Origin of the sequence: Streptomyces termitum (genome assembly GCF_014650175.1) — a bacterium.
Lineage (GTDB): Bacteria > Actinomycetota > Actinomycetes > Streptomycetales > Streptomycetaceae > Streptomyces > Streptomyces termitum.
The window spans coordinates 16858-39307 of sequence record NZ_BMUL01000005.1; the positions used below are offsets into that span (position 1 = coordinate 16858).

The following is a 22450-nucleotide window of genomic DNA, read 5'->3' on the forward strand; positions in this document are numbered from 1 at the left end:
CGGAGCCCCCCTTTCGTACGGGGGCCAGGAACACCTCTCATCGTAGGTCCGGCCCCCGCAGGGCGCCCCTCAGCCGCCGTAGGCGCCGCTCGCGGTGAGCCGCAGGGCCGTGTCGATGAGCGGGACGTGGCTGAACGCCTGCGGGAAGTTGCCGACCTGCCGCTGGAGGCGGGCGTCCCACTCCTCGGCGAGCAGCCCGAGGTCGTTGCGCAGGGCCAGCAGCCGCTCGAAGAGGGCGCGGGCCTCGTCGACCCGGCCGATCATCGCGAGGTCGTCGGCGAGCCAGAAGGAGCAGGCGAGGAAGGCGCCCTCGTCGCCCGCCAGGCCGTCCACGCCGGCCTCCGCGCCGGCGGTGGGGTAGCGCAGCACGAAGCCGTCCTCGGTGGACAGCTCCCGCTGGATCGCCTCGATGGTGCCGATCACCCGCTTGTCGTCCGGCGGCAGGAAGCCCATCTGCGGGATGAGCAGCAGCGAGGCGTCCAGCTCCCGGGAGCCGTACGACTGGGTGAAGGTGTTGCGCTCCCGGTCGTAGCCCTTCTCGCAGACGTCCCGGTGGATCTCGTCGCGCAGCGCCCGCCAGCGCTCCAGCGGCCCGTCGGCGTCGCCGGACTCGACCAGCTTGATGGTGCGGTCGACCGCGACCCAGGCCATCACCTTGGAGTGGGTGAAGTGGCGGCGCGGGCCGCGCACCTCCCAGATGCCCTCGTCGGGCTGGTTCCAGTTCTTCTCCAGGTACTCGATGAGCTTGAGCTGGAGCAGGGAGGCGTAGTCGTTGCGGGACAGGCCCGTCATGTGGGCCAGGTGCAGGGCCTCGGTGACCTCGCCGTAGACGTCGAGCTGGAGCTGGCCTGCGGCGCCGTTGCCGACCCGGACCGGGCCGGAGTTCTCGTAGCCGGGCAGCCAGTCCAGCTCCGTCTCGCCGAGCTCCCGCTCGCCGGCGATGCCGTACATGATCTGGAGGTTCTCCGGGTCGCCCGCGACGGCGCGCAGCAGCCAGTCCCGCCAGGCGCGGGCCTCCTCGCGGTAGCCGGTGCGCAGCATGGAGGAGAGGGTGATCGCCGCGTCCCGCAGCCAGGTGTAGCGGTAGTCCCAGTTCCGTACGCCTCCGATCTCCTCGGGCAGGGAGGTGGTGGGGGCGGCGACGATGCCGCCGGTGGGGGCGTAGGTGAGGGCCTTGAGGGTGATGAGGGAGCGGACCACGGCCTCCCGGTAGGGGCCGTGGTAGGTGCAGTGCCCGACCCACTCGCGCCAGAACTCGGTGGTCGCCTCCAGCGAGCCCTCCGGGTCGGGCAGCGGCGGCTCCTCCTTGTGCGAGGGCTGCCAGGAGAGGGTGAAGGCGATCCGCTCGCCGGCGGTGACGGTGAACTCGGAGTAGGTGGTGAGGTCCTCGCCGTGGGTCTCGGCGTCGGTGTCGAACCAGACGGAGTCGGGTCCGGCCACCGCGACCGTGCGCTCGCCGACCTTGTGCACCCAGGGCACGATCCGGCCGTAGCTGAACCGCATGCGCAGCGCGGACCGCATCGGCACCCGGCCGCTGACGCCCTCCACGATCCGGACCAGCTGGGGCGCGCCGTCGCGCGGGGGCATGAAGTCGGTCACCCGGACGGTGCCGCGGGGGGTGTCCCACTCGGACTCCAGGACGAGCGAGTCGCCCTGGTAGCGGCGCCGGTCGGCGGGGGCGGGCTCGGCGTCGTCCGGGCCGGCCGGGCCCACCCGCCAGAAGCCGTGCTCCTCGGTGCCGAGCAGCCCCGCGAAGACCGCGTGCGAGTCGAAGCGGGGGAGGCAGAGCCAGTCGACGCTGCCGTCCCGGCAGACCAGCGCCGCGGTCTGCATGTCTCCGATGAGTGCGTAATCCTCGATACGCCCGGCCACGTGCTTCACTCCAGTCGAACGGCCTGTCCGCCCCTCGGGGCGCGAGCTGCGGGGGTCCGGGGCGGGGTGCCCGGGTCCGCGGGATGGTGCGGGAGGTGCCCGCGGTGCCAGTGTGCGGGATGGCCGGCGCCGGCAGCGGGTCGAAGGGAGACCGACACGGCCTCCCGGTCCGGGTCCGCGGGCGGGGGTGGTGCCGTCGGCCGGTCGCTCGGCGGCGTCGGGGACGTACGAGCGGAACAGTGCGCACCCTAGCGACCATGATGATCACCCGAATACCGCACTACTCCGTACGGGTGAACGGAGTGTTCCCCGGACGTCTGTCCGACCGTTTCCCCGCGTATCCTCCCCGATCCGTTCCCCTTCCTCCCGGGGGAATGCCGGTGGATTCCGTCCGCCGGCCGTGTGGCCGGAAGCGGTCTCCGGATGTCACTGATACCCTGGTACCCCGTGGACCGGTGGGAAACGGCACCAGCCGAAACCCCCGAAACCGCAGCGACGGCACCCCCGATTCTTCCGGAGGACCTGCCGCTCCGCACCTTTCCGACGCGACCACGGGAGCCCCCTCTTGGCGATGCCGCCCAAATCCACGACGACCAAGCACATCTTCGTCACCGGGGGTGTCGCCTCCTCCCTGGGCAAGGGCCTCACCGCCTCCAGCCTGGGTGCGCTCCTCAAGGCCCGGGGCCTGCGGGTCACGATGCAGAAGCTCGACCCGTACCTCAACGTCGACCCCGGCACGATGAACCCGTTCCAGCACGGTGAGGTCTTCGTCACCAACGACGGCGCCGAGACCGACCTCGACATCGGCCACTACGAGCGCTTCCTCGACGTCGACCTCGACGGCTCGGCCAACGTCACCACCGGCCAGGTCTACTCGCAGGTCATCGCCAAGGAGCGGCGCGGCGAGTACCTCGGCGACACCGTGCAGGTCATCCCGCACATCACCAACGAGATCAAGTCGCGCATCCGCCGCATGGCCACCGACGACGTCGACGTGGTCATCACCGAGGTCGGCGGCACCGTCGGCGACATCGAGTCGCTGCCCTTCCTGGAGACCGTCCGCCAGGTCCGCCACGAGGTCGGCCGCGACAACGTCTTCGTCGTGCACATCTCGCTGCTGCCGTACATCGGCCCCTCCGGCGAGCTGAAGACCAAGCCGACCCAGCACTCCGTCGCCGCCCTGCGCAACATCGGCATCCAGCCCGACGCGATCGTGCTCCGCGCCGACCGCGAGGTCCCCACCGCCATCAAGCGCAAGATCTCGCTGATGTGCGACGTGGACGAGGCCGCGGTCGTCGCCGCCATCGACGCCCCGTCGATCTACGACATCCCGAAGGTGCTGCACACCGAGGGCCTCGACGCCTACGTGGTGCGCAAGCTCGACCTGCCCTTCCGCGACGTCGACTGGACCGTCTGGGAGGACCTCCTCGACCGCGTCCACAACCCCGCGCACGAGGTCACCGTCGCGCTCGTCGGCAAGTACATCGACCTGCCCGACGCCTACCTGTCGGTCACCGAGGCCATGCGCGCCGGCGGCTTCGCCAACCGCGCCCGGGTCAAGGTCAAGTGGGTCGCCTCCGACGACTGCAAGACCCCGGCCGGTGCCGAGAAGCAGCTCGGCGACGTCGACGGCATCCTCATCCCCGGCGGCTTCGGCGACCGCGGCGTGAGCGGCAAGGTCGGCGCGATCCAGTACGCCCGCGAGCACAAGGTGCCGCTGCTCGGCATCTGCCTCGGCCTCCAGTGCATCGTCATCGAGGCGGCCCGCAACCTCGCGGGCATCCCCGAGGCGAACTCCACCGAGTTCGACCCGGCCACCGCGCACCCCGTCGTCTCCACGATGGAGGAACAGCTCGCCTACGTGGAGGGCGCCGGCGACCTCGGCGGCACCATGCGCCTGGGCCTCTACCCGGCCAAGCTCGCCGAGGGCTCGGTCGTCCGCGAGACCTACGCCGACGAGCCGTACGTCGAGGAGCGCCACCGCCACCGCTACGAGGTGAACAACGGCTACCGCGCGGAGCTGGAGAAGAAGGCCGGCCTGGTCTTCTCCGGCACCTCGCCGGACAACAAGCTCGTCGAGTTCGTCGAGTACCCCAGGGAGATCCACCCCTACCTGGTGGCCACCCAGGCCCACCCGGAGCTGAAGTCCCGCCCGACCCGCCCCCACCCGCTCTTCGCGGGCCTGGTCAAGGCGGCCGTCGAGCGCAAGACGGGTGAGAAGTCCCAGTAGCCGCCGCGCGTTACCGTTGCCGGGGTACGCCTCCCTCGCGGGGGCGTGCCCCGGTTTTTCGTACGTGGCCGGTCCCGTCGGTTCTGCGGCGCGCGGCCGGCCGCGCGGTCATGTGGGAGGACAGCTCATGCAGGTGCGGGACACCCCGGAGGAGTGGCGGACCGTCGCCACCGAGACCCCCTTCGTCGGGAAGAAGACGAGCGTCCGCTCGGACGAGGTCGTCATGCCGGACGGCTCGGTCGCCCGCCGCGACTACCAGGTCCACCCGGGCTCGGTGGCCGTGCTGGCCCTGGACGAGGAGGACCGCGTCCTGGTCCTGCGGCAGTACCGGCACCCGGTGCGGCAGAAGCTGTGGGAGATCCCGGCCGGACTCCTCGACGTGCCCGGCGAGAACCCGCTGCACGCCGCCCGCCGCGAACTCTTCGAGGAGGCGCACGTCGAGGCCGCCGACTGGCGGGTCCTGACCGACGTCTACACCACCCCGGGCGGCTGCGACGAGGCCGTACGGATCTTCCTGGCGCGCGGCCTCGCCGAGGCGGCGGGGGAGCGGTACGAGGTCTCCGACGAGGAGGCCGACATGGAGCAGGCCCGGGTCCCGCTGGCGGACCTGGTGCGCGGCGCCCTCGCCGGCGAACTCCACAACAACTGCCTGGTGGTCGGCGTGCTGGCGCTGGCCGCCGCGCGCGCGGGCGAGGGCGTCGACGCCCTCCGTCCGGCCGACGCCCCCTGGCCGGCCCGCCCCTTCGAGGCGTAGGGCGCCGTTCCCGGGGGCCGGAACCGCCCCCGGGGAAGCCCCCTCCACGGCCGGTGTGACTGTCTGCTGATCCGATCGGGGGATGTGCCCGCCCCGCCCCGCCGGGTCCGCCCCAGGGGCTGAACTACGCTCGTACACGCCCGTGCGGAGTCCCCCGCGGGGATCGGCTCGTGCGCAGGTGGACGGGAGCGTGGCCCGTGACGGATCAGGCGGTGGCGACGGCCGGCAGCCGGCATTTCTTCGGCCGGCAGCGGGAGTTGAAGGCCCTGCGCGCCGACATCGAGCGCACCGGCCTGGACACCCTCACCGGCCGCAAGGCCCCCCGCGCCCGGGTCCTGCTCGTCGCGGGCCGCCCCGGCTCCGGCCGCACCGCGCTCGCCGAGGAACTGATCGCCTCCGTCGCCGACCGCTACCCCGACGGCGTCTACCGCGCCCGGCTCACCGAACCCGGCGGCGAGCCCGTGCCCACCGCCCGCGCCGCCCGCGCGCTCCTGCGCGACCTCAAGGTGGCCGAACCGCCCGGCGCCGCCGAGGACGAGCTGACCCAACTGGTCCGCGAGGCGCTCGGCACCCGCCGGGCTGTCCTCCTCCTCGACGACGCCGTCGACGCCGAACAGGCCGACCCGCTCCTCCCCGACCACCCCGACGCCCTCGTCGTCGCGGTCGCGCGCGGCCCGCTGACCGGCATCCCCGACGTCCGGCCCTGCACCCTCGGCGGCCTCGACCCCAAGTCCGCCATCGAACTGCTCACCTCCGCCACCGGCTCCGTCCGCATCACCGTCGACCCGCAGGCCGCCGAGGCGCTGGTCGAGGAGTGCGGCGGACTGCCCGGCGCGGTGGTGCTGGCCGGCGGCTGGCTGGCCGGCCGGCCCGAGACCTCCGTCGCCGACCTCGCCAAGCGGCTGCGCGGCCTCACCGGCGACCCGCTCACCCGCGCCTTCCTCCTCGCCCACCAGGCGCTCCCGCAGCCGGCCGCCCGGATACTGCGCTTCCTGGCGCTCGCCCCGCTCGGCCGGGCCGACGCCCACACCGCCTCCGCGCTGGCCGGCTGCTCGGTCTCGGCGGCGGCCACCACCCTCGCGGACTTCGCCCGGCTCGGCCTCGTCGCGGAGGTGCCGGACGGGCAGTACGAGGTCCCCGGCCACCTCGTCCCCCTCCTGCGCACCCAGCTGGAGGAGCACGACCGGCCCGCCGAGGCGCAGCTCGCCCGCGCCCGGATGCTGGAGCGGGCCGTCCGGCTCCTCCAGTCCTGCCGCGCGGTCACCGAACCGGAGGGCTCCCCGGCCCGGCGCCGGCTCGCCGGACTGCCCCGCGCCCTGCGCTTCCCCACCGAGGAGGAGGCCGCCCGCTGGCTGGCCTCCCGCCGGCCCGTGCTGCTGGCCTGCGCCCGGCTCGCGGTCGCCGACGGCGAGCTCGACACCCTCGCCCGCCGTCTCATCGCCTCCCTGGTCCGGGCCCTCACCGCGCACGGCGGGGCCGAGGCCGCCGCCCCCGACCTGTACGGGCTGCACCGGCTCGTCCTCGACGTGGCCGAGCGGCGCGGGCTGCACCGCGAGCGGGCCGCGGCCCTCCTGAACCTCGGGGACCTGGACGCCAGGACCGGACGCACGAAGGACGCCCTGCTGCGATATCGGTCGGCATGGGAGGCCGGAAGGGAAGCAAATGATCCGTATGCCACCGGCCGGGCGATGGAATCCGTAGGCGGCAGCTATCAGGAGCTCGGGGACTGGCAGCGGGCCGGCGACTGGTACGGCCGCGCCCTCGCCCACCGGCTCGCCCGCGACGAGCGCGCCGACCAGGCGCGGCTGTACGGCCGCCTCGGCGCCGTGCAGACCTACGCGGGGCGGTACGGGGAGGCGCTGCGGCACTGGCGGGCGGCAGCGGCCGGACACCGCCGGCTCGGCGATCTCCCGGGCCACGCGCGGGCGTTGAGCGAGGCGGCCCGGGTCCAGGAGTACGCCGGGCGGCCCGAGGAGTCGCTGCGGACCTGCGAGGAGGCCGTCGAGTGGGCCCGCCGCGCCAAGGACGTCCGGCTCCAGGCGGCGCTCAAGCTCCGGCTGGCCGACACCCTCGACCGGCTCGGCGACCCGGCGTCGGCGCGGCTGCACCGGGCCGCGGCCGATCGTCTGCTGGAAACGGAACGATTCGCCTACGAAATCCGCAGTGGCTCCGCAGAAGATTAGTACTTTGAAAGGCTAGACAGCGGGAACTCCTTCATTAGACTGGTTCTGCCGCGTTCGAACGTGGTCTGCCCCGGTGTGCCGCCGTACATCCGGGTATGTATGGCAGTGCACCAGTTATCCCCCTGATTCAAGGACCGTGATCGACGATGAAGGTCGGCATCCCCCGCGAGGTCAAGAACAACGAGTTCCGCGTGGCCATCACCCCCGCCGGTGTCCACGAGCTCGTCCGCCACGGCCACCAGGTCCTCGTCGAGCGGAACGCCGGTGTCGGCTCCTCGATCACGGACGAGGAGTACGTCGCCGCCGGCGCCGAGATCCTCCCCACCGCCGACGAGGTGTGGGCCGCGGCCGACCTCCTCCTGAAGGTCAAGGAGCCCATCGCGGAGGAGTATCACCGCCTCCGCAAGGACCAGACCCTCTTCACCTACCTGCACCTCGCGGCCTCCAAGGAGTGCACGGACGCGCTCCTGGAGTCCGGCACCACCGCCATCGCCTACGAGACGGTCGAGACCGCGAACCGCGCCCTCCCGCTCCTCGCCCCGATGTCCGAGGTCGCGGGCCGCCTGGCCCCGCAGGTCGGCGCCTACCACCTGATGCGCCCGGCCGGCGGCCGCGGCGTCCTCCCCGGCGGCGTCCCCGGCACCCACGCCGGCAAGGCCGTCGTCATCGGCGGCGGCGTCTCCGGCTGGAACGCCGCCCAGATCGCCGTCGGCATGGGCTTCCACGTGACCCTGCTCGACAAGGACATCAACAAGCTCCGCGAGGCCGACAAGATCTTCGGCACCAAGGTGCAGACGATGGTCTCCAACGCCTACGAGCTGGAGAAGGCCGTCGTCGAGGCCGACCTCGTCATCGGCGCCGTCCTCATCCCGGGCGCCAAGGCCCCGAAGCTGGTCACCAACGAGCTCGTCGCCAAGATGAAGCCCGGAAGTGTCCTTGTCGACATCGCGATCGACCAGGGCGGCTGCTTCGAGGACTCGCACCCGACCACCCACGCCGAGCCGACCTTCCAGGTCCACAACTCGGTCTTCTACTGCGTCGCCAACATGCCCGGCGCCGTCCCGAACACCTCCACCTACGCGCTCACCAACGCCACGCTGCCCTACATCGTGTCGCTGGCGAACAACGGCTGGGCCGAGGCCCTGCGCCGCGACGCCGCCCTCGCCCTGGGCCTCAACACCCATGACGGCAAGGTCGTTTACAAGGAGGTCGCCGAGGCGCACGGCTACGAGCACGTCGAGCTGAGCACCCTCATCGGCTGACGCCGAGGCCCCCTCCGACGGCCCTCCCGACGCCCCCGTCAACGCGTGCCGTCAATGCCACACACCCGGCCGGACCTTGTTCGACAAGGTCCGGCCGGCTGTGTCTCCGGCCACGCCGGAACGTTCGGTCAACTCGTCTCGAACGTAACCCTTTAACCGTTTCGCACACCCCCGAAACGTACGGATGCGTGGCCGCGCACCCTTGACAGAGCGGTGTTCGGTTGCCGACACAACGGGCCGGGTCCGGGCGATTGTGTTGCTGCGGAGCGGTGACACGCCATAGAGTCGCCAACCGTCGGCATGGTGCCACGCTGACCTATCGATAAATGTTCCTGGTCACACCCAAGGAGGTAAGACGACTTGTGAATGAGTCGACATTTACTCCCCTGAGCGGTGCGCCAGGTGCCCCGGTCGGCTCCGTCGCGGTGCGGACCTTCGCGACGCACCGGCCCATGACGACAACCCACACGCTGAAGACGATGGACGGCCTACACGTGAACGCCACGGCCGGCAACGAGATGGGCCGAGAGTCCACCCACTTCGCCGCCTACGACGAGCTGCCCGAGGGGCACTTCTACGACCCCGACGCCGAGTACGAGCCCGACCCGGAGTACGCGGCCACCCTCGCGCCCGACGCTGCCCGCCAGCGCCGCGAGCGGATCGGCCCCACCGGACGGCCGCTCCCGTACTTCCCGATCCCGGGCCCGCTGACCGACCACGGCCCCGCCAAGATCATCGCGATGTGCAACCAGAAGGGCGGCGTGGGCAAGACCACGTCGACCATCAACCTGGGCGCCGCGCTCGCCGAGTACGGACGGCGGGTGCTCCTCGTCGACTTCGACCCGCAGGGAGCCCTGTCGGTCGGCCTCGGCGTGAACCCGATGGAGCTGGACCTCACCGTCTACAACCTGCTCATGGAGCGGGGCATGTCGGCCGACGAGGTCCTCCTCAAGACGGCGGTCCCCAACATGGACCTGCTGCCGAGCAACATCGACCTGTCGGCCGCCGAGGTCCAGCTGGTCTCCGAGGTCGCGCGCGAGTCCACGCTCCAGCGCGCCCTCAAGCCGCTGATGAACGACTACGACTACATCGTGATCGACTGTCAGCCCTCGCTGGGCCTGCTCACGGTCAACGCCCTGACGGCCGCCCACAAGGTGATCGTCCCGCTGGAGTGCGAGTTCTTCGCGCTGCGCGGTGTGGCGCTGCTCACCGAGACCATCGAGAAGGTCCAGGAGCGGCTCAACCCCGAGCTGGAGCTCGACGGCATCCTCGCCACGATGTACGACTCGCGCACGGTGCACAGCCGCGAGGTGCTGGCCCGCGTGGTCGAGGCGTTCGACGACCACGTTTACCACACCGTGATCGGCCGGACCGTGCGCTTCCCGGAGACCACGGTCGCCGGCGAGCCCATCACCACGTACGCCTCCAACTCCGTGGGCGCCGCCGCCTACCGTCAGCTGGCCAGGGAGGTGCTCGCCCGGTGTCACGCCGAGTGAGTCTGCCCGGAGCCGACGAACTCTTCCGTACGACCGGGGGGACGGCGCTCCAGTCGTCGTCGCCCCGCCGAACCGTTCCCGCACCGGCGGGCGAGGCCGATCCGGCCGCGGCGAACGGCGGGTCCGCCGCCGAGCACGCGGCGGCCGGGGCGGAGGCGGCCGAGCCGCGCGCCCGGGAGGCCGAGCCGGCCGTCCCCGCCCAGCAGCAGCCCGCGAAGGCCGCCGCGGGGGCCGCCCCCGCGCGGCGCCGGGGCCGGACCGCCGGCCGCCGCCCCAGCGGCCGGGAGCGCCACGACGAGAAGATCACGGTCTACGTCTCCGCCGAGGAGCTGATGGACCTGGAGCACGCCCGCCTCGTGCTGCGCGGCGAGCACGGCCTCGCCGTCGACCGCGGCCGGATCGTCCGCGAGGCGGTCGCCGTGGTCCTGGCCGACCTGGAGTCCCGCGGCGACGCGAGCATCCTCGTCCGCCGCCTGCGCGGTCGCTGACGGTAGCCTGCGGGCGGCCCCGCCCCCGCACCCCAGGACCCGCGCCCGATGTCCCAGCACGCCCCCGGAACGCCCCGCCCGCCGCGCCGCCGCGCACTGGGCCGGGGCGGCGCCCTCCCGGCCCCCGGACCCGCGGAGCCCCCGGCACCCGCGCCGGAGCCCGCACCGGGCCCGACGGCTTCCGGGGGAGCGCCGGAGCCGGTCCGGGCCCCGGCGGACGCCCCCGGAGCCGTACGGGAGCCTTCCCCGGGTCCGCCGGGCGCCTCCGGAGCCGTACGGGAGCCCCTCCGGGCCCCGGAGGGCGCTCCGGAGCCGACGCCGGCCCCGGCGGCCGGGTCTTCGGCGGTCCCCGGGAGCGCCCCCGAGTCCGTGACCGGGTCCCCGGAGGCCCCCGGGGCCGCCGCCGAGCCCGCGACCGGGCTTCCGGAGAATCCTGGGGGCGGGCGGTTCACCGTGCGGCTGGTGAACTTCGAGGGGCCCTTCGATCTGCTGCTCCAGCTGATCGCCAAGCACAAGATGGACGTCACCGAGGTCGCGCTCTCGCGGGTGACCGACGAGTTCCTGGCCCACACCCGGGCGCTCGGCCCGGACGGGGACCTCGACCGGACCACCGAGTTCCTGGTCGTCGCCGCCACCCTGCTCGACCTCAAGGCCGCCCGGCTGCTGCCCGTCGCCGAGGTCGAGGACGAAGCCGACCTCGCCCTCCTGGAGGCCCGCGACCTGCTGTTCGCCCGGCTCCTCCAGTACCGCGCGTACAAGCGGATCGCGGAGATCTTCGCCGACCGGTGGGAGACCGAGGGCCGCCGTCACCCCCGGACCGTCGGCCTGGAGCCGCACCACGCCGCGCTGCTGCCCGAGGTGGTGCTCTCCATCGGCCCCGAGGGCTTCGCGCGGCTCGCCGCCGACGCGCTGCGGCCGAAGGCCGAGCCCCAGGTGTACGTGGACCACATCCACGCCCCGCTGGTCAGCGTCCGCGAGCAGGCCGCCCTGGTCGCCGCGCTGCTGCGCGAGCGCGGCACCGCCGACTTCCGGGAGCTGGTCGAGGACGCCGGTGACACCCTCACCGTCGTCGCCCGCTTCCTCGCCCTCCTGGAGCTGTACCGGGAGAAGGCCGTCGCCCTCGACCAGGAGGACCCGCTCGGCAGCCTCACCGTCTCCTGGACCGGAGGGGACGGCGTGACCCGCGTCACCGAGGAATTCGACCAGGAGGACCCGCCGGCATGAGCGACCCCGCACCCGCCCTCAAGCCCGCCCTCGAAGCCGTCCTCATGGTCGCCGACGAACCCGCCGCCGAGGCCCACCTCGCCCAGGTCCTCGGCCGCGCCCCGCGCGAGGTCGCCGACGCCCTGCGCGAGCTGGCCGACGAGTACACCGCCGAGGGGCGCGGCTTCGAGCTGCGCCGGGTCGCCGGGGGCTGGCGCTACTACACCCGCCCCGAGCAGGCCGCGGCCGTCGAGGCATTCGTCCTGGACGGCCGGCAGGCCCGGCTGACCCGGGCCGCCCTGGAGACCCTCGCGGTGGTCGCGTACCGCCAGCCGGTCAGCCGCTCCCGGGTCTCCGCCGTCCGCGGGGTCAACTGCGACGGGGTCATGCGGACCCTCCTCCAGCGGGGGCTGGTGGAGGAGGGGGGCGCGGAACCCGAAACAGGTGCGATCCTGTACAGGACGACGAACCACTTCCTGGAGCGGATGGGCCTGCGCGGCCTGGACGAACTCCCCGAGCTCGCGCCCTTCCTCCCCGAGGCGGACGCGGTCGAGCCGGACTCGCTGGAAGGGGCTTTGTCGTTCGAGCCCGACAGGGACGAACCAGTGGACGACGAGACGACGGAAGTCTGATGCGAAGCAGCAGCGGCAGGAACAGCGGAAACAACGGCGGGAGCCGTGGTGCCAAGAGCGGCGGCCGCGGCAACAACTACCGGGGCGCGGGCAACGGCCGCGACGAGCGGGGCCAGAGCGCCGGCCGCCCGCGCAAGACCCGCCCCGAGGAGCGCAGCTACGACGTGAGCATGCCCTCCGAGGGCGGCCGGGGCGGCTCCGGCGACCCCCGCAAGGGCCGGGGCGACGCGGCCCGCGGCGGCGCCAAGGGCGGCCCCCGCCAGTCGCCGAAGCAGCAGCCGCAGCGCGGCGGCCGCACGGCCCCGGCGCGCTCCCGCGAGTACGACGCCCGCACCGAGGAGCGCAACCGCGAGCGGTACGCGAACAAGCCCGAGATCAAGACCCCGAAGACCTTCCCCGGCGCCGAGCAGGAGGGCGAGCGGCTCCAGAAGGTCCTGGCCCGCGCCGGCTACGGCTCCCGCCGCGCCTGCGAGGAGCTGGTCGAGCAGGCCCGCGTCGAGGTCAACGGCGAGATCGTCCTGGAGCAGGGCCTGCGGGTGCACCCGGAGAAGGACGAGATCCGCGTCGACGGCCTGACCGTCGCCACGCAGTCGTACCAGTTCTTCGCGCTGAACAAGCCGGCCGGCGTCGTCTCCACCATGGAGGACCCGGACGGCCGCCAGTGCCTGGGCGACTACGTCACCAACCGCGAGACCCGCCTCTTCCACGTCGGCCGGCTCGACACCGAGACCGAGGGCATCATCCTGCTCACCAACCACGGCGAGCTGGCCCACCGCCTCACCCACCCCAAGTACGGGGTGAAGAAGACCTACCTGGCGGCCATCGTCGGCCCGCTGCCCCGCGAGGTCGGCAAGCGGCTCAAGGAGGGCGTCCAGCTGGAGGACGGCTACGCCCGCGCCGACCACTTCCGGGTGGTCGAGCAGACCGGCAAGAACTACCTCGTCGAGGTCGTGCTCCACGAGGGCCGCAAGCACATCGTGCGCCGGATGCTCGCCGAGGCGGGCTTCCCGGTGGAGAAGCTGGTCCGCACCGCCTTCGGCCCGATCACCCTGGGCGACCAGAAGTCGGGCTGGCTGCGCCGCCTGTCCAACACCGAGGTCGGCATGCTGATGAAGGAAGTCGGCCTGTAGGACGCACCCACGGCAGGAGGCCCGTGCCCCGCGCGCACCGCGCGGGGCACGGGCCTCCCGTCGTTCCCGGCCTTGTGCGCGGCCCCTCCCACCTTTTATAGTCATACTGACTCTTAAAGGGGTCGGGCCGCACACCGGGCCGGGCCCCTCTCGGACCGTCCCGCCCGCGCGCGGCGGCGGGCCCGGACCCACGGGGGTGGACCGGACCCGCCGCGGCGCGCGGCGCACCCGGCGGAGCGCCCGCCCGCCGACCCGCACCGGAGCCCCGATGACCACCCCGCCCCGCCCCGAGGGATACGACCCCCGGGCCTTCGAGCCCTTCGCCGTCACCGTCGACCTCGCCGTCCTCACCGTCCGCGCGGGCCGCCTCCACGCCCTCCTCGTCCGGCGCGGCCAGGAGCCGTACGCCGGTGCCTGGGCGCTCCCCGGCGGCTTCGTCCTGCCCCACGAGTCCGCCGGTACCGCAGCCCGCCGCGAACTCGCCGAGGAGACCGGCCTCTCCGGCACCACCGTCGCCGGACTCCACCTCGAACAGCTCCACACCTACACCGAGCCCGGCCGCGACCCCCGCATGCGGGTCGTCTCCGTCGCCTACACCGCGCTCCTGCCCGACCCGCCCGAACCGCGCGGCGGCGGCGACGCGGCCGAGGCCCGCTGGCTCCCGCACGACGAGGTCCCGGCCCTCGCCTTCGACCACGACCGGATCCTCGCCGACGCCCGCGCCCACGTCGGCGCCCGGCTGGAGCACACCTGCCTCGCCACCGCCTTCTGCCCGCCCGAGTTCACCCTCGGCGAGCTGCGGCAGGTGTACGAGACGGTCTGGGGCGTCACCCTCGACCGCCCCAACTTCCGGCGCAAGGTCCTCACCACCCCCGGCTTCGTCGAACCGGTGGAGGGCCCGCCGCGCCGCACCGGCGCCCGGGGCAAACCGGCCGCGCTCTACCGGGCGGGCCGCGCCACCGCCCTCCACCCGCCCCTGCTCCGACCGGAAGGACGCTCCGCATGACCAGCCCGACGAAGAAGGCCGCGACCGGGACGCTGATGGGCCTGGCCCTGGGGGATGCCCTGGGCCGCCTCACCGAGTTCTCCGACGTCTCCACGATCACCCGCTGGTACGGGCCCTGGCGCGAGCTCGCGCTGCCCGAGGACGCCAAGATCACGGACGACACCCAGATGACCCTCGCCGTGGCCCGGGCGCTGCGCGCCTGCCAGGAGCACGGGACCGTCGCTCCCGAGCGGTTCGCCGACGAACTGCGGAAGGAGTTCGTCGACTGGTACCGCTCGCCCGAGAACAACAGGGCCCCCGGCCGCACCTGCCTCACGGCGTGCGGGCTCCTCATGACCGACCGGCCCTGGCAGGACGCCAGCCAGATCGACTCCAAGGGCTGCGGGGCCAACATGCGGGTCGCTCCCCTCGGACTGCTCCCCGCGTACGGGGACGCCGCCGCCGGCGCCGCCCAGCTCCAGGCCGCGCTGACCCACGGCCACCCCACCGGGCTCGCCGCCTCGGATCTCACCGCCCGTGCCGTCCGGCTGCTCGCCCACGGCACCGGGCCCGACGCGCTGGTCGGGGAGCTGCGCGCGTACGCCCGCGAGAACCGCGACCGCTACCACGACGCCTGGCTCGGCGACCTGTGGACCCGCTCCCAGGACCCCGACGCCCTCCACTTCGTCCGGCGCGGCTGGGACGAGTGCCTGGCGGTCCTGGACCGGCTCGACACCGCCCGCCGGACCGCCGACCCGGAGGCCGACCCCTGTACGTACACGGGCGACGGCTGGATCGCGGAGGAGGCCCTCGCCACCGGCCTGCTCTGCTTCCTCCTCTTCCCCGGCGAGCCGCTGACCGCGCTGCGCCGGGCCGCCTGCACCCGGGGCGACTCCGACTCGATCGCCGCCCTCGCCGGCGCCTTCGCCGGGGCCCACCTGGGCGCGGACGCCTGGCCCGCCGCCTGGACCGACCGGATCGAGCACCGGGACGAGCTCCTCGCCCTCGGGGCCCTCTGGGACGCGTGAGCGGATTCTGGAAGGCTGGCGGCCCATGACGCAGACCCTCACGGCCCACGAGGCCGTCCTCGACTCCGTCGTCGCCGAGGAGCCCCACCCGCTCCTCTTCGCGACGGTCTCCGGAGCCCACCTGTACGGCTTCCCGTCCCGCGACTCCGACGTCGACCTGCGCGGCGTCCACCTGCTGCCCGCGCGGGCGCTGCTCGGACTGGACGAACCGGAGGAGACCCGGGACCGCACCTGGCACCGCGACGGCGTGGAACTGGACCTCGTCACCCACGACCTGCGGAAGTTCGCCCGCCTGATGCTGCGCCGCAACGGCTACGTCCTGGAGCAGCTCACCTCGCCGCTCGTCGTGCGCACCACTCCGCTCCACGCCGAGCTGACCGCCCTGGTGCCCCGGGTCCTCACCCGCCACCACGCCCACCACTACCGGGGCTTCGCCGCCACCCAGTGGCGCCTCTTCGAGCGGAGCGGCGAGCTCAAGCCGCTGCTCTACACCTACCGGGCGCTGCTCACCGGCATCCACCTCATGCGCTCCGGGGAGATACAGGCCCATCTGCCGACCCTCGCCGCCGCCCTCCCGGAGGCCCCGGCCCGGATACCCGACCTGATCGCGGCGAAGGCCGCCGCCGAGCACGGCGCCGCCGCCGTCCGCCCGGAGGAGGTGCGGGACGAGGTGGAGGCCCTGCACGGGCTGCTCGACGCGGCCCGGGACGGCTCAAAGCTCCCGGATGAGCCCGGCGCCCGCGACGCCCTCCACGACCTCGTCGTACGGGCCCGGCTGGAGCTCCTGGAGGGCTGAGGCCCGGCGGGCGCGGACCAGGAGGTCCTGCACGCGCGCGTGGTTCGGCGCGGCCGGCAGCGGACTGGTGCCGAGGGCGGCGCCGGCCGCGTCCTGGAGGCGGTTCATCCACGCCTCCACCTCCGGCCAGCCGACCTCGCCGCGCTTCACGGCGAGCAGCCGCTCCCGGTCCGCGCCCACGTCGATCCGCAGCTCGCCGGTGCGCAGCAGGTCCCGGCAGCTGCCCAGCAGCCGCAGCAGGTGCATGGCGTGCTTCCAGCGCGGGTGGCCGTACTGCCGGAGGTCCGCCTCCAGCTTGCGGCGCTGCCCGGCGGCGTACCGCACGAAGGTGTCGTGGGCCTGCCGGGAGAGGAAGGCGCCGCGCAGGTCGAGGAGCTCGCGGCCCCACGCGGTGACGTGGGTGACGAGGGGGGAGTGGAGGCACTCCAGGACGTTGGGGTTGTTGCGCAGGGCCAGTGCGCAGAAGCGCTCCAGCTCCCAGCTGAACTGCTCCGGGGCCGGGCCCTCCACGTGCGTCGGGGGCTTCTCGAAGCGCCAGAACAGCGGTGTCGGGGCGAGGTAGACGCCCCGGGTGTCGGTGTCGCTGTCCTCGGTGGCCAGGCCGAAGGCGCGCGAGCCCATCACGCAGGCGTAGACGGTGTGCTCGCGCACCAGCGCTTCGGGTGAGGTGTCCATGCCGGTCAGGCTACGTGAGGGTGATCTTCCCGCCGGAGACGGTGATCGGCTCGGCGGGCAGCGGGCGGGGCGCCGGTCCGGCCTGCACCGAGCCGTCGGCGATGCTGTACCGCGACCCGTGGCAGGGGCAGTCGATCGTGCCGTCCGCGACCTTGTCCACCGTGCAGCCCTGGTGGGTGCAGATCGCCGAGAACGCCTTGAACTCGCCCGCCTTCGGCTGGGTCACCACCACCTTGCGGTCCGCGAAGACGGTGCCGCCGCCCACCGGGATGTCCGAGGTGGCGGCCAGCGGGGCGCCGCCGCTGCCCGCCGGGGCGCTCGGCTCCGTACCGCCGCCCCCGTCCGAGCCGCAGGCGGTGGCCGTGGCCGCCGTCAGGGCCGTCGCGGCGAGGAGGACGGTCCTGCGGGGTGTCGTCCGTGAAGTCATGCGGCCCAGCTTCGCCGGGACCGCGCCGCCGCCCCCGCAACACGCCGGGACCCGTCTACGGGCGGGGCGCCAACTCCCCCGCACGGCCGTCCGCGTCCCGCACCACCTCCAGGACCGCGACCACCGCCGCCCGCTCGACCGGCCCGTACACGTGCGGGAAGAGGCGGTCCCCCGCCCCCTCCAGGCGGACCTCGGCGGAGAGCCGGGACGGGTCGACGACCAGCGCCAGGAGCGGGCCGGGCACGTCCCGGTAGTGGGCGTCGGCGACGGCGAGCGCGGCCGCCTCGTCCGCCGAGCAGTGCACGAAGCCCTCGGCGGCCAGCGACGGCGGGGCGTAGGGGGCGCCGGGGTCGGCGGACCAGGGGGCCCAGTCGGCCAGGGGAACGACGTGGAACAGCATCCGTCCTTTCTACCCGCTCGGCCGCGACCGCCCGCGCCCGCTCCGGCTGGCGGAACGCCCGGGTGTGCGTGAGATTGGGGCTGTTCCTCACCGGACGGAAGGCGGAACCATGGCGGGAAACGATCTCGGCGGTCTCCTCGGCTCGCTGCTCGGCGGCGCGGGAGGCGGCGGCCAGGGCGGCGCCGGCGGCATCCTGGGCTCCCTCCTCGGCGCCCTCGCGGGAGGCGGCGGGTCGGGCGGCCAGGGCGGTGCCCCGAGCGGGCAGAACCCGCTCGGCGGGCTCCTCGACCTGCTCACCCGGTCCGGCCTCGCCGACCAGGCCCGGTCCTGGATCGGCACCGGCGACAACCAGTCCGTCGACGGCGCCCAGATCGCGCGGGCCCTGCCCGACGACACCCTCCGGCAGGTCGCCCGGGAGGCCGGCGTCAGCCCCGAGCAGGCCGCCGACCAGATCGCGCGGTCGCTGCCGCAGGCCGTCGACCGGCTGACCCCGGGCGGCTCGCTGCCCGAGGGCGGCTCCCTGGAGGACATCATCCGCGCCCAGAAGCTCTGAGGACGGCCCCGCGGACCCTCCACGCGCACGCGTGACGCGTCCCCCGCCCATCGGCCGGGCGAGGGGCCGGCCGCCCTCCACGCGCGCACGCGTGAGGCGTGTCCGTTCCGCGCGTCTCGCGGGGCGGGCACGCGCGCGTACGGCCCGGACGGCTGACTAGGCTGGACCCTTGCCCGCCACGTACGCGCCGGGCAAGGGCCCACCCCTCCACCCGTGCCCCCAAGGACATCGCCCCGTGAGAACAGCGCTCGTCATCGGAACCGGACTGATCGGCACCTCCGCCGCCCTCGCCCTCGCGGGCCGGGGCGTCACGGTCCACCTCCGCGACCACGACCCGGCGAGCGCCCGGACCGCCGCCGCGCTCGGCGCCGGCACCGACACGGAGCCCGAGGGCCCGGTGGACCTCGCGATCGTCGCCGTACCGCCCGCCCACACCGCCGCCGCCCTCGCCGCCGCCATGCGGGCCAGCGCCGCCCGCGGCTACCTCGACGTCGCCAGCGTCAAGGGCGGCCCGCAGCGCCAGCTGGAGGCCATGGGCCTCGACCTCACCGCGTACATCGGCACCCACCCCATGTCCGGCAAGGAGCGCTCCGGGCCGCTCGCCGCCGGCGCCGACCTCTTCGAGGGCCGGCCCTGGGTGCTCACCCCCACCCGGACCACCGACACCGAGGTCCTCAACCTGGCCCTGGAGCTGGTCGCGGTCTGCGGCGCCGTGCCCGTCGTCATGGACGCCGACGCCCACGACCGGGCCGTGGCCCTCGTCTCCCACACCCCGCAGCTCGTCTCCTCGATGGTCGCCGCCCGCCTGGAGGAGGCCGAGGAGTCCGCCGTACGCCTCTGCGGGCAGGGCATCCGCGACGTCACCCGGATCGCCGCCTCCGACCCCCGGATGTGGATCGAGATCCTCTCCGCCAACCCCGGCCCCGTCGCCGACGTCCTGGCCGGCGTCGCCGCCGACCTCGACGAGACGGTCCGGGCGCTGCGCTCCCTGCAGTCCGCCGACGAGGAGAAGCGGCGCGACGGCGCCACCGGCGTCGAGGACGTGCTGCGCCGGGGCAACGCCGGCCGGGCCCGCGTCCCCGGCAAGCACGGCACCGCCCCCGCCGCGTACGAGACCGTCGTCGTCCTCATCGGCGACCGGCCCGGCGAGCTGGCCCGCATCTTCGCCGACGCCGGCCGGGCCGGGATCAACGTCGAGGACGTCCGCATCGAGCACGCCACCGGCCGGCAGGCGGGCCTCGTACAGCTCATGGTCGAACCCGCCGCGGCCCCGGCCCTCGCGGCGGCCCTCCGCGACCGCGGCTGGTCCCTGCGCACCGGCTGACCCCCGGGCGGCGGACCCCGGACGGCGCGGGCCCGGCACCGCTGGGCCGAACGGGTGCGGCGGACTCGGTAACCTTGTAGGGGCCCCCTGCGCATCCGCCGGGCCCGCCGCCCACCCAGGAAGGTCACCCTCACCGTGGAATCCGTGATCGTCGCCATCGACGGCCCCTCCGGCACGGGCAAGTCGAGCACCTCGAAGGCGGTCGCCGCCAAGCTGGGCCTGAGCTACCTGGACACCGGCGCCCAATACCGGGCGATCACCTGGTGGATGATCAGCAACGGGATCGACGCGAACGACGCCGACGCCGTCGCGGACGCCGCCGGCAAGCCGGTCATCGTCTCCGGCACCGACCCGTCCCGGCCCACCATCACCGTCGACGGCGTCGACGCCTCCGGCCCGATCCGCACCGAGGAGGTCACCTCCCGGGTCAGCGCCGTCAGCGCCGTCCCCGAGGTGCGCGCCCTCATCACCGAGCTCCAGCGGAGCATCGCCCGCGGGGCGGCCGGCGGCATCGTCGTCGAGGGCCGGGACATCGGCACCACCGTCCTGCCCGACGCCGACCTCAAGATCTTCCTCACCGCCTCGCCCGAGGCCCGCGCCGCCCGCCGCTCCGGCGAGCTGAAGGGCGCCGACGTCCGGGCCACCCGCGAGGCCCTGGTCAAGCGGGACGCGGCCGACTCCAGCCGCAAGACCTCCCCGCTCGCCAAGGCCGGCGACGCCGTCGAGGTGGACACCACCGAGCTCACCCTCGACCAGGTCATCGAGTGCGTCGTCACCCTCGTGGAGGAGAGGCGGAGCGCGACCGAAGGCACCGAGAAGCGGGCGGGCGCCAAGTGACCCAGCCCTCCGCGAAGGGCGCCGTCGTCGGCCGCCGCATCGGCATCGGCCTGATGTACGGCTTCTGGAGGCCGCGCGTCCTCGGCGCCTGGCGGGTGCCGACCGCCGGCCCCGTCATCCTCGCCGTCAACCACGCGCACAACATCGACGGCCCCATGCTCATGGGCACCTCCCCGCGCCCCGTGCACTTCCTCATCAAGAAGGAGGCGTTCGTCGGGCCGCTGGGCGGCTTCCTGGAGGGCATCGGCCAGGTGAAGGTCGACCGCGACTCCACCGACCGGCACGCGATAGGCAACGCCCTGGGCGTCCTGGAGCGCGGCGGCGTCCTCGGCATCTTCCCCGAGGGCACCCGGGGCGAGGGCGACTTCGCCTCGCTGCGGGCCGGCCTCGCCTACTTCGCGGTCCGCTCCGGCGCCCCCATCGTCCCCGTGGCGGTGCTGGGCAGCACGGAGCGTCCCGGACGGCTGGTGAAGGGGCTGCCCGCCCTCCGCAGCCGGGTCGACGTCGTCTTCGGCGACCCCTTCGAGGCGGGCGACGGCAGCGGCCGGCGGACCCGCAAGGCGCTGGACGAGGCGACGCTCCGCATCCAGGGGCACCTCACCGACCACCTGAAAAACGCCAGGCGCCTCACCGGGCGCTGAGCGACACTCCCAGTAGTGGCCCCGCGGCCCCGGCCGCCCCGGACCACCGACCACGAATGATCAAGGAACGGACTTCATGAACGACCAGCACGACCACGGGGCACTTGGCGACGCCGAGTACGCGGAGTTCATGGAGCTCGCCTCCGAAGAGGGCTTCGACACCGACGACGTCGAGGCGGCGATCGAGGAGGCGGGCCACGGCCCGCTGCCCGTCCTCGCCGTCGTCGGACGGCCGAACGTCGGCAAGTCGACCCTGGTGAACCGCATCATCGGCCGCCGCGAGGCCGTCGTCGAGGACCGGCCGGGCGTCACCCGCGACCGCGTCACCTACGAGGCCGAATGGGCCGGCCGCCGCTTCAAGGTCGTCGACACCGGCGGCTGGGAGCAGGACGTCCTCGGCATCGACGCCTCCGTCGCCACCCAGGCCGAGTACGCCATCGAGGCCGCCGACGCCTGCCTCTTCGTGGTCGACGCCACCGTCGGCGCCACCGACACCGACGAGGCCGTCGTCAAGCTGCTCCGCCGTGCGGGCAAGCCGGTCGTCCTCGCCGCCAACAAGGTCGACGGCCAGTCCGGCGAGGCCGACGCGGCCACGCTGTGGTCGCTGGGCCTCGGCGAGCCGTTCCCGGTCTCCTCGCTGCACGGCCGGGGCACCGGCGACCTCCTCGACGAGGTGCTGCGCAAGCTGCCCGAGGCCCCCGAGCAGACCTTCGGCAAGGCCGTCGGCGGCCCCCGCCGCATCGCCCTCATCGGCCGCCCCAACGTCGGCAAGTCCTCGCTGCTCAACAAGGTCGCCAATGAGGACCGCGTGGTCGTCAACGAGCTGGCCGGCACCACCCGCGACCCGGTCGACGAGCTGATCGAGCTGGGCGGGGTCACCTGGAAGTTCGTGGACACCGCGGGCATCCGCAAGAAGGTCCACCTCCAGGCCGGCGCCGACTACTACGCCTCGCTGCGCACGGCCGCCGCCGTGGAGAAGGCCGAGGTGGCCGTCATCCTCATCGACACCACCGACACCATCTCGGTCCAGGACCAGCGCATCATCACGATGGCCGTCGAGTCCGGCCGCGCCATCGTCATCGCCTACAACAAGTGGGACGAGCTGGACGAGGAGCGCCGCTACTACCTGGAGCGCGAGATCGAGACGGAGATGCAGCAGGTCTCCTGGGCGCCCCGGGTCAACGTCTCCGCGAAGACCGGCCGCCACATGGAGAAGCTGGTCCCGGCGATCGAGACCGCCCTCGCCGGCTGGGAGACCCGCGTCCCCACCGGCCGGCTGAACGCCTTCCTCGGCGAGCTGGTCGCGGCCCACCCGCACCCGATCCGCGGCGGCAAGCAGCCCCGCATCCTCTTCGGCACCCAGGCCGGTACCAAGCCGCCGCGCTTCGTCCTCTTCGCCTCCGGCTTCCTGGAGGCGGGCTACCGCCGCTTCATCGAGCGCCGGCTGCGCGAGGAGTTCGGTTTCGAGGGCACCCCGATCCACATCTCGGTCCGCGTGCGCGAGAAGCGCGGCAAGAAGAAGTAGCACCGGTAC

21 protein-coding genes are annotated in these 22450 nt (G+C 73.9%); 17 read left to right on the forward strand and 4 right to left on the reverse strand.

Features of this window, described 5'->3' with window-relative positions; all coding sequences use genetic code 11:
* Window positions 1-69 precede the first annotated feature (69 nt).
* Complete coding sequence (locus IE219_RS10995) at window positions 70-1872, reverse strand: glycoside hydrolase family 15 protein (protein WP_189976451.1); 1803 nt, start codon at window positions 1870-1872, stop codon at window positions 70-72.
* A gap of 571 nt (window positions 1873-2443) precedes the next feature.
* On the opposite strand from IE219_RS10995, the gene pyrG reads away from it, so the two are divergent.
* The 12 genes from pyrG (at window position 2444) to IE219_RS11055 (ending at window position 16059) form a co-directional block, all read left to right on the forward strand.
* Window positions 2444-4102, forward strand: a complete 1659-nt coding sequence (gene pyrG, locus IE219_RS11000; protein ID WP_189976452.1) for a CTP synthase — start codon at window positions 2444-2446, stop codon at window positions 4100-4102.
* Between the two features lie 127 nt (window positions 4103-4229).
* Window positions 4230-4856 carry an NUDIX domain-containing protein gene (locus IE219_RS11005; RefSeq protein ID WP_189976453.1) on the forward strand — a complete coding sequence of 209 codons (627 nt, stop codon included), beginning with the start codon at window positions 4230-4232 and terminating at the stop codon, window positions 4854-4856.
* A 197-nt stretch (window positions 4857-5053) separates the two neighbouring features.
* Window positions 5054-7039, forward strand: coding sequence for a tetratricopeptide repeat protein (locus IE219_RS11010; protein ID WP_229849716.1), 1986 nt, complete (start codon window positions 5054-5056; stop codon window positions 7037-7039).
* Window positions 7040-7185: 146 nt separating this feature from the next.
* The gene (gene ald, locus IE219_RS11015; protein ID WP_189976455.1) at window positions 7186-8301 is read left to right on the forward strand and encodes an alanine dehydrogenase; all 1116 of its coding nucleotides are present in this window, start codon (window positions 7186-7188) and stop codon (window positions 8299-8301) included.
* Between the two features lie 452 nt (window positions 8302-8753).
* Entirely contained in the window at window positions 8754-9797 is a 1044-nt protein-coding gene (locus IE219_RS11020; RefSeq protein WP_226651714.1) for a ParA family protein, read from the forward strand.
* Window positions 9794-10285 carry a hypothetical protein gene (locus tag IE219_RS11025; RefSeq protein ID WP_229849717.1) on the forward strand — a complete coding sequence of 164 codons (492 nt, stop codon included), beginning with the start codon at window positions 9794-9796 and terminating at the stop codon, window positions 10283-10285. Before IE219_RS11020 ends, IE219_RS11025 begins: the two co-directional genes overlap by 4 nt.
* Window positions 10286-10747: 462 nt before the next feature.
* A complete protein-coding gene (locus tag IE219_RS32535) occupies window positions 10748-11509 on the forward strand; it encodes a segregation and condensation protein A (RefSeq protein WP_373298810.1) in 762 nt (253 codons plus the stop codon).
* Window positions 11506-12120 carry an SMC-Scp complex subunit ScpB gene (scpB, locus tag IE219_RS11035; protein ID WP_189976458.1) on the forward strand — a complete coding sequence of 205 codons (615 nt, stop codon included), beginning with the start codon at window positions 11506-11508 and terminating at the stop codon, window positions 12118-12120. Before IE219_RS32535 ends, scpB begins: the two co-directional genes overlap by 4 nt.
* Window positions 12120-13250, forward strand: a complete 1131-nt coding sequence (locus IE219_RS11040) for a pseudouridine synthase (RefSeq protein ID WP_189976459.1) — start codon at window positions 12120-12122, stop codon at window positions 13248-13250. The genes scpB and IE219_RS11040 overlap by 1 nt, the downstream gene beginning before the upstream one ends.
* 268 nt (window positions 13251-13518) lie before the next feature.
* On the forward strand, window positions 13519-14256 hold the full coding sequence (locus tag IE219_RS11045) for an NUDIX hydrolase (protein WP_189976460.1): 738 nt from the start codon (window positions 13519-13521) through the stop codon (window positions 14254-14256).
* Window positions 14253-15263 carry an ADP-ribosylglycohydrolase family protein gene (locus IE219_RS11050; protein WP_189976461.1) on the forward strand — a complete coding sequence of 337 codons (1011 nt, stop codon included), beginning with the start codon at window positions 14253-14255 and terminating at the stop codon, window positions 15261-15263. The genes IE219_RS11045 and IE219_RS11050 overlap by 4 nt, the downstream gene beginning before the upstream one ends.
* Window positions 15264-15288: 25 nt before the next feature.
* Window positions 15289-16059 (forward strand): nucleotidyltransferase domain-containing protein, encoded by a 771-nt coding sequence (locus tag IE219_RS11055; protein WP_189976462.1) that lies wholly within the window; start codon window positions 15289-15291, stop codon window positions 16057-16059.
* Here the strand turns inward: IE219_RS11055 and IE219_RS11060 are convergent.
* Genes IE219_RS11060 through IE219_RS11070 form a run of 3 tightly spaced genes read right to left on the reverse strand, consistent with a single transcriptional unit; the run spans window position 15976 to window position 17561 of the window.
* Window positions 15976-16734 carry a nucleotidyltransferase domain-containing protein gene (locus IE219_RS11060; protein ID WP_189976463.1) on the reverse strand — a complete coding sequence of 253 codons (759 nt, stop codon included), beginning with the start codon at window positions 16732-16734 and terminating at the stop codon, window positions 15976-15978. The two genes, IE219_RS11055 and IE219_RS11060, sit on opposite strands and share 84 nt — an antisense overlap.
* Before the next feature lie 10 nt (window positions 16735-16744).
* Window positions 16745-17161 (reverse strand): Rieske (2Fe-2S) protein, encoded by a 417-nt coding sequence (locus IE219_RS11065; RefSeq protein ID WP_189976464.1) that lies wholly within the window; start codon window positions 17159-17161, stop codon window positions 16745-16747.
* A 55-nt stretch (window positions 17162-17216) separates the two neighbouring features.
* The gene (locus IE219_RS11070; RefSeq protein WP_189976465.1) at window positions 17217-17561 is read right to left on the reverse strand and encodes a DUF952 domain-containing protein; all 345 of its coding nucleotides are present in this window, start codon (window positions 17559-17561) and stop codon (window positions 17217-17219) included.
* 64 nt (window positions 17562-17625) lie between these two features.
* On the opposite strand from IE219_RS11070, the gene IE219_RS11075 reads away from it, so the two are divergent.
* From IE219_RS11075 to der, 5 genes are all read left to right on the forward strand, one after another.
* Window positions 17626-18114, forward strand: coding sequence for a YidB family protein (locus IE219_RS11075; RefSeq protein WP_506004924.1), 489 nt, complete (start codon window positions 17626-17628; stop codon window positions 18112-18114).
* Between the two features lie 235 nt (window positions 18115-18349).
* Entirely contained in the window at window positions 18350-19438 is a 1089-nt protein-coding gene (locus tag IE219_RS11080) for a prephenate dehydrogenase (RefSeq protein ID WP_189976467.1), read from the forward strand.
* Window positions 19439-19573: 135 nt separating this feature from the next.
* Window positions 19574-20275 (forward strand): (d)CMP kinase, encoded by a 702-nt coding sequence (gene cmk / locus IE219_RS11085; protein ID WP_229849718.1) that lies wholly within the window; start codon window positions 19574-19576, stop codon window positions 20273-20275.
* Window positions 20203-20916, forward strand: coding sequence for a lysophospholipid acyltransferase family protein (locus IE219_RS11090; RefSeq protein ID WP_373298811.1), 714 nt, complete (start codon window positions 20203-20205; stop codon window positions 20914-20916). Before cmk ends, IE219_RS11090 begins: the two co-directional genes overlap by 73 nt.
* A gap of 76 nt (window positions 20917-20992) precedes the next feature.
* Window positions 20993-22441 carry a ribosome biogenesis GTPase Der gene (der, locus tag IE219_RS11095; protein ID WP_189976469.1) on the forward strand — a complete coding sequence of 483 codons (1449 nt, stop codon included), beginning with the start codon at window positions 20993-20995 and terminating at the stop codon, window positions 22439-22441.
* Window positions 22442-22450 lie beyond the last annotated feature (9 nt).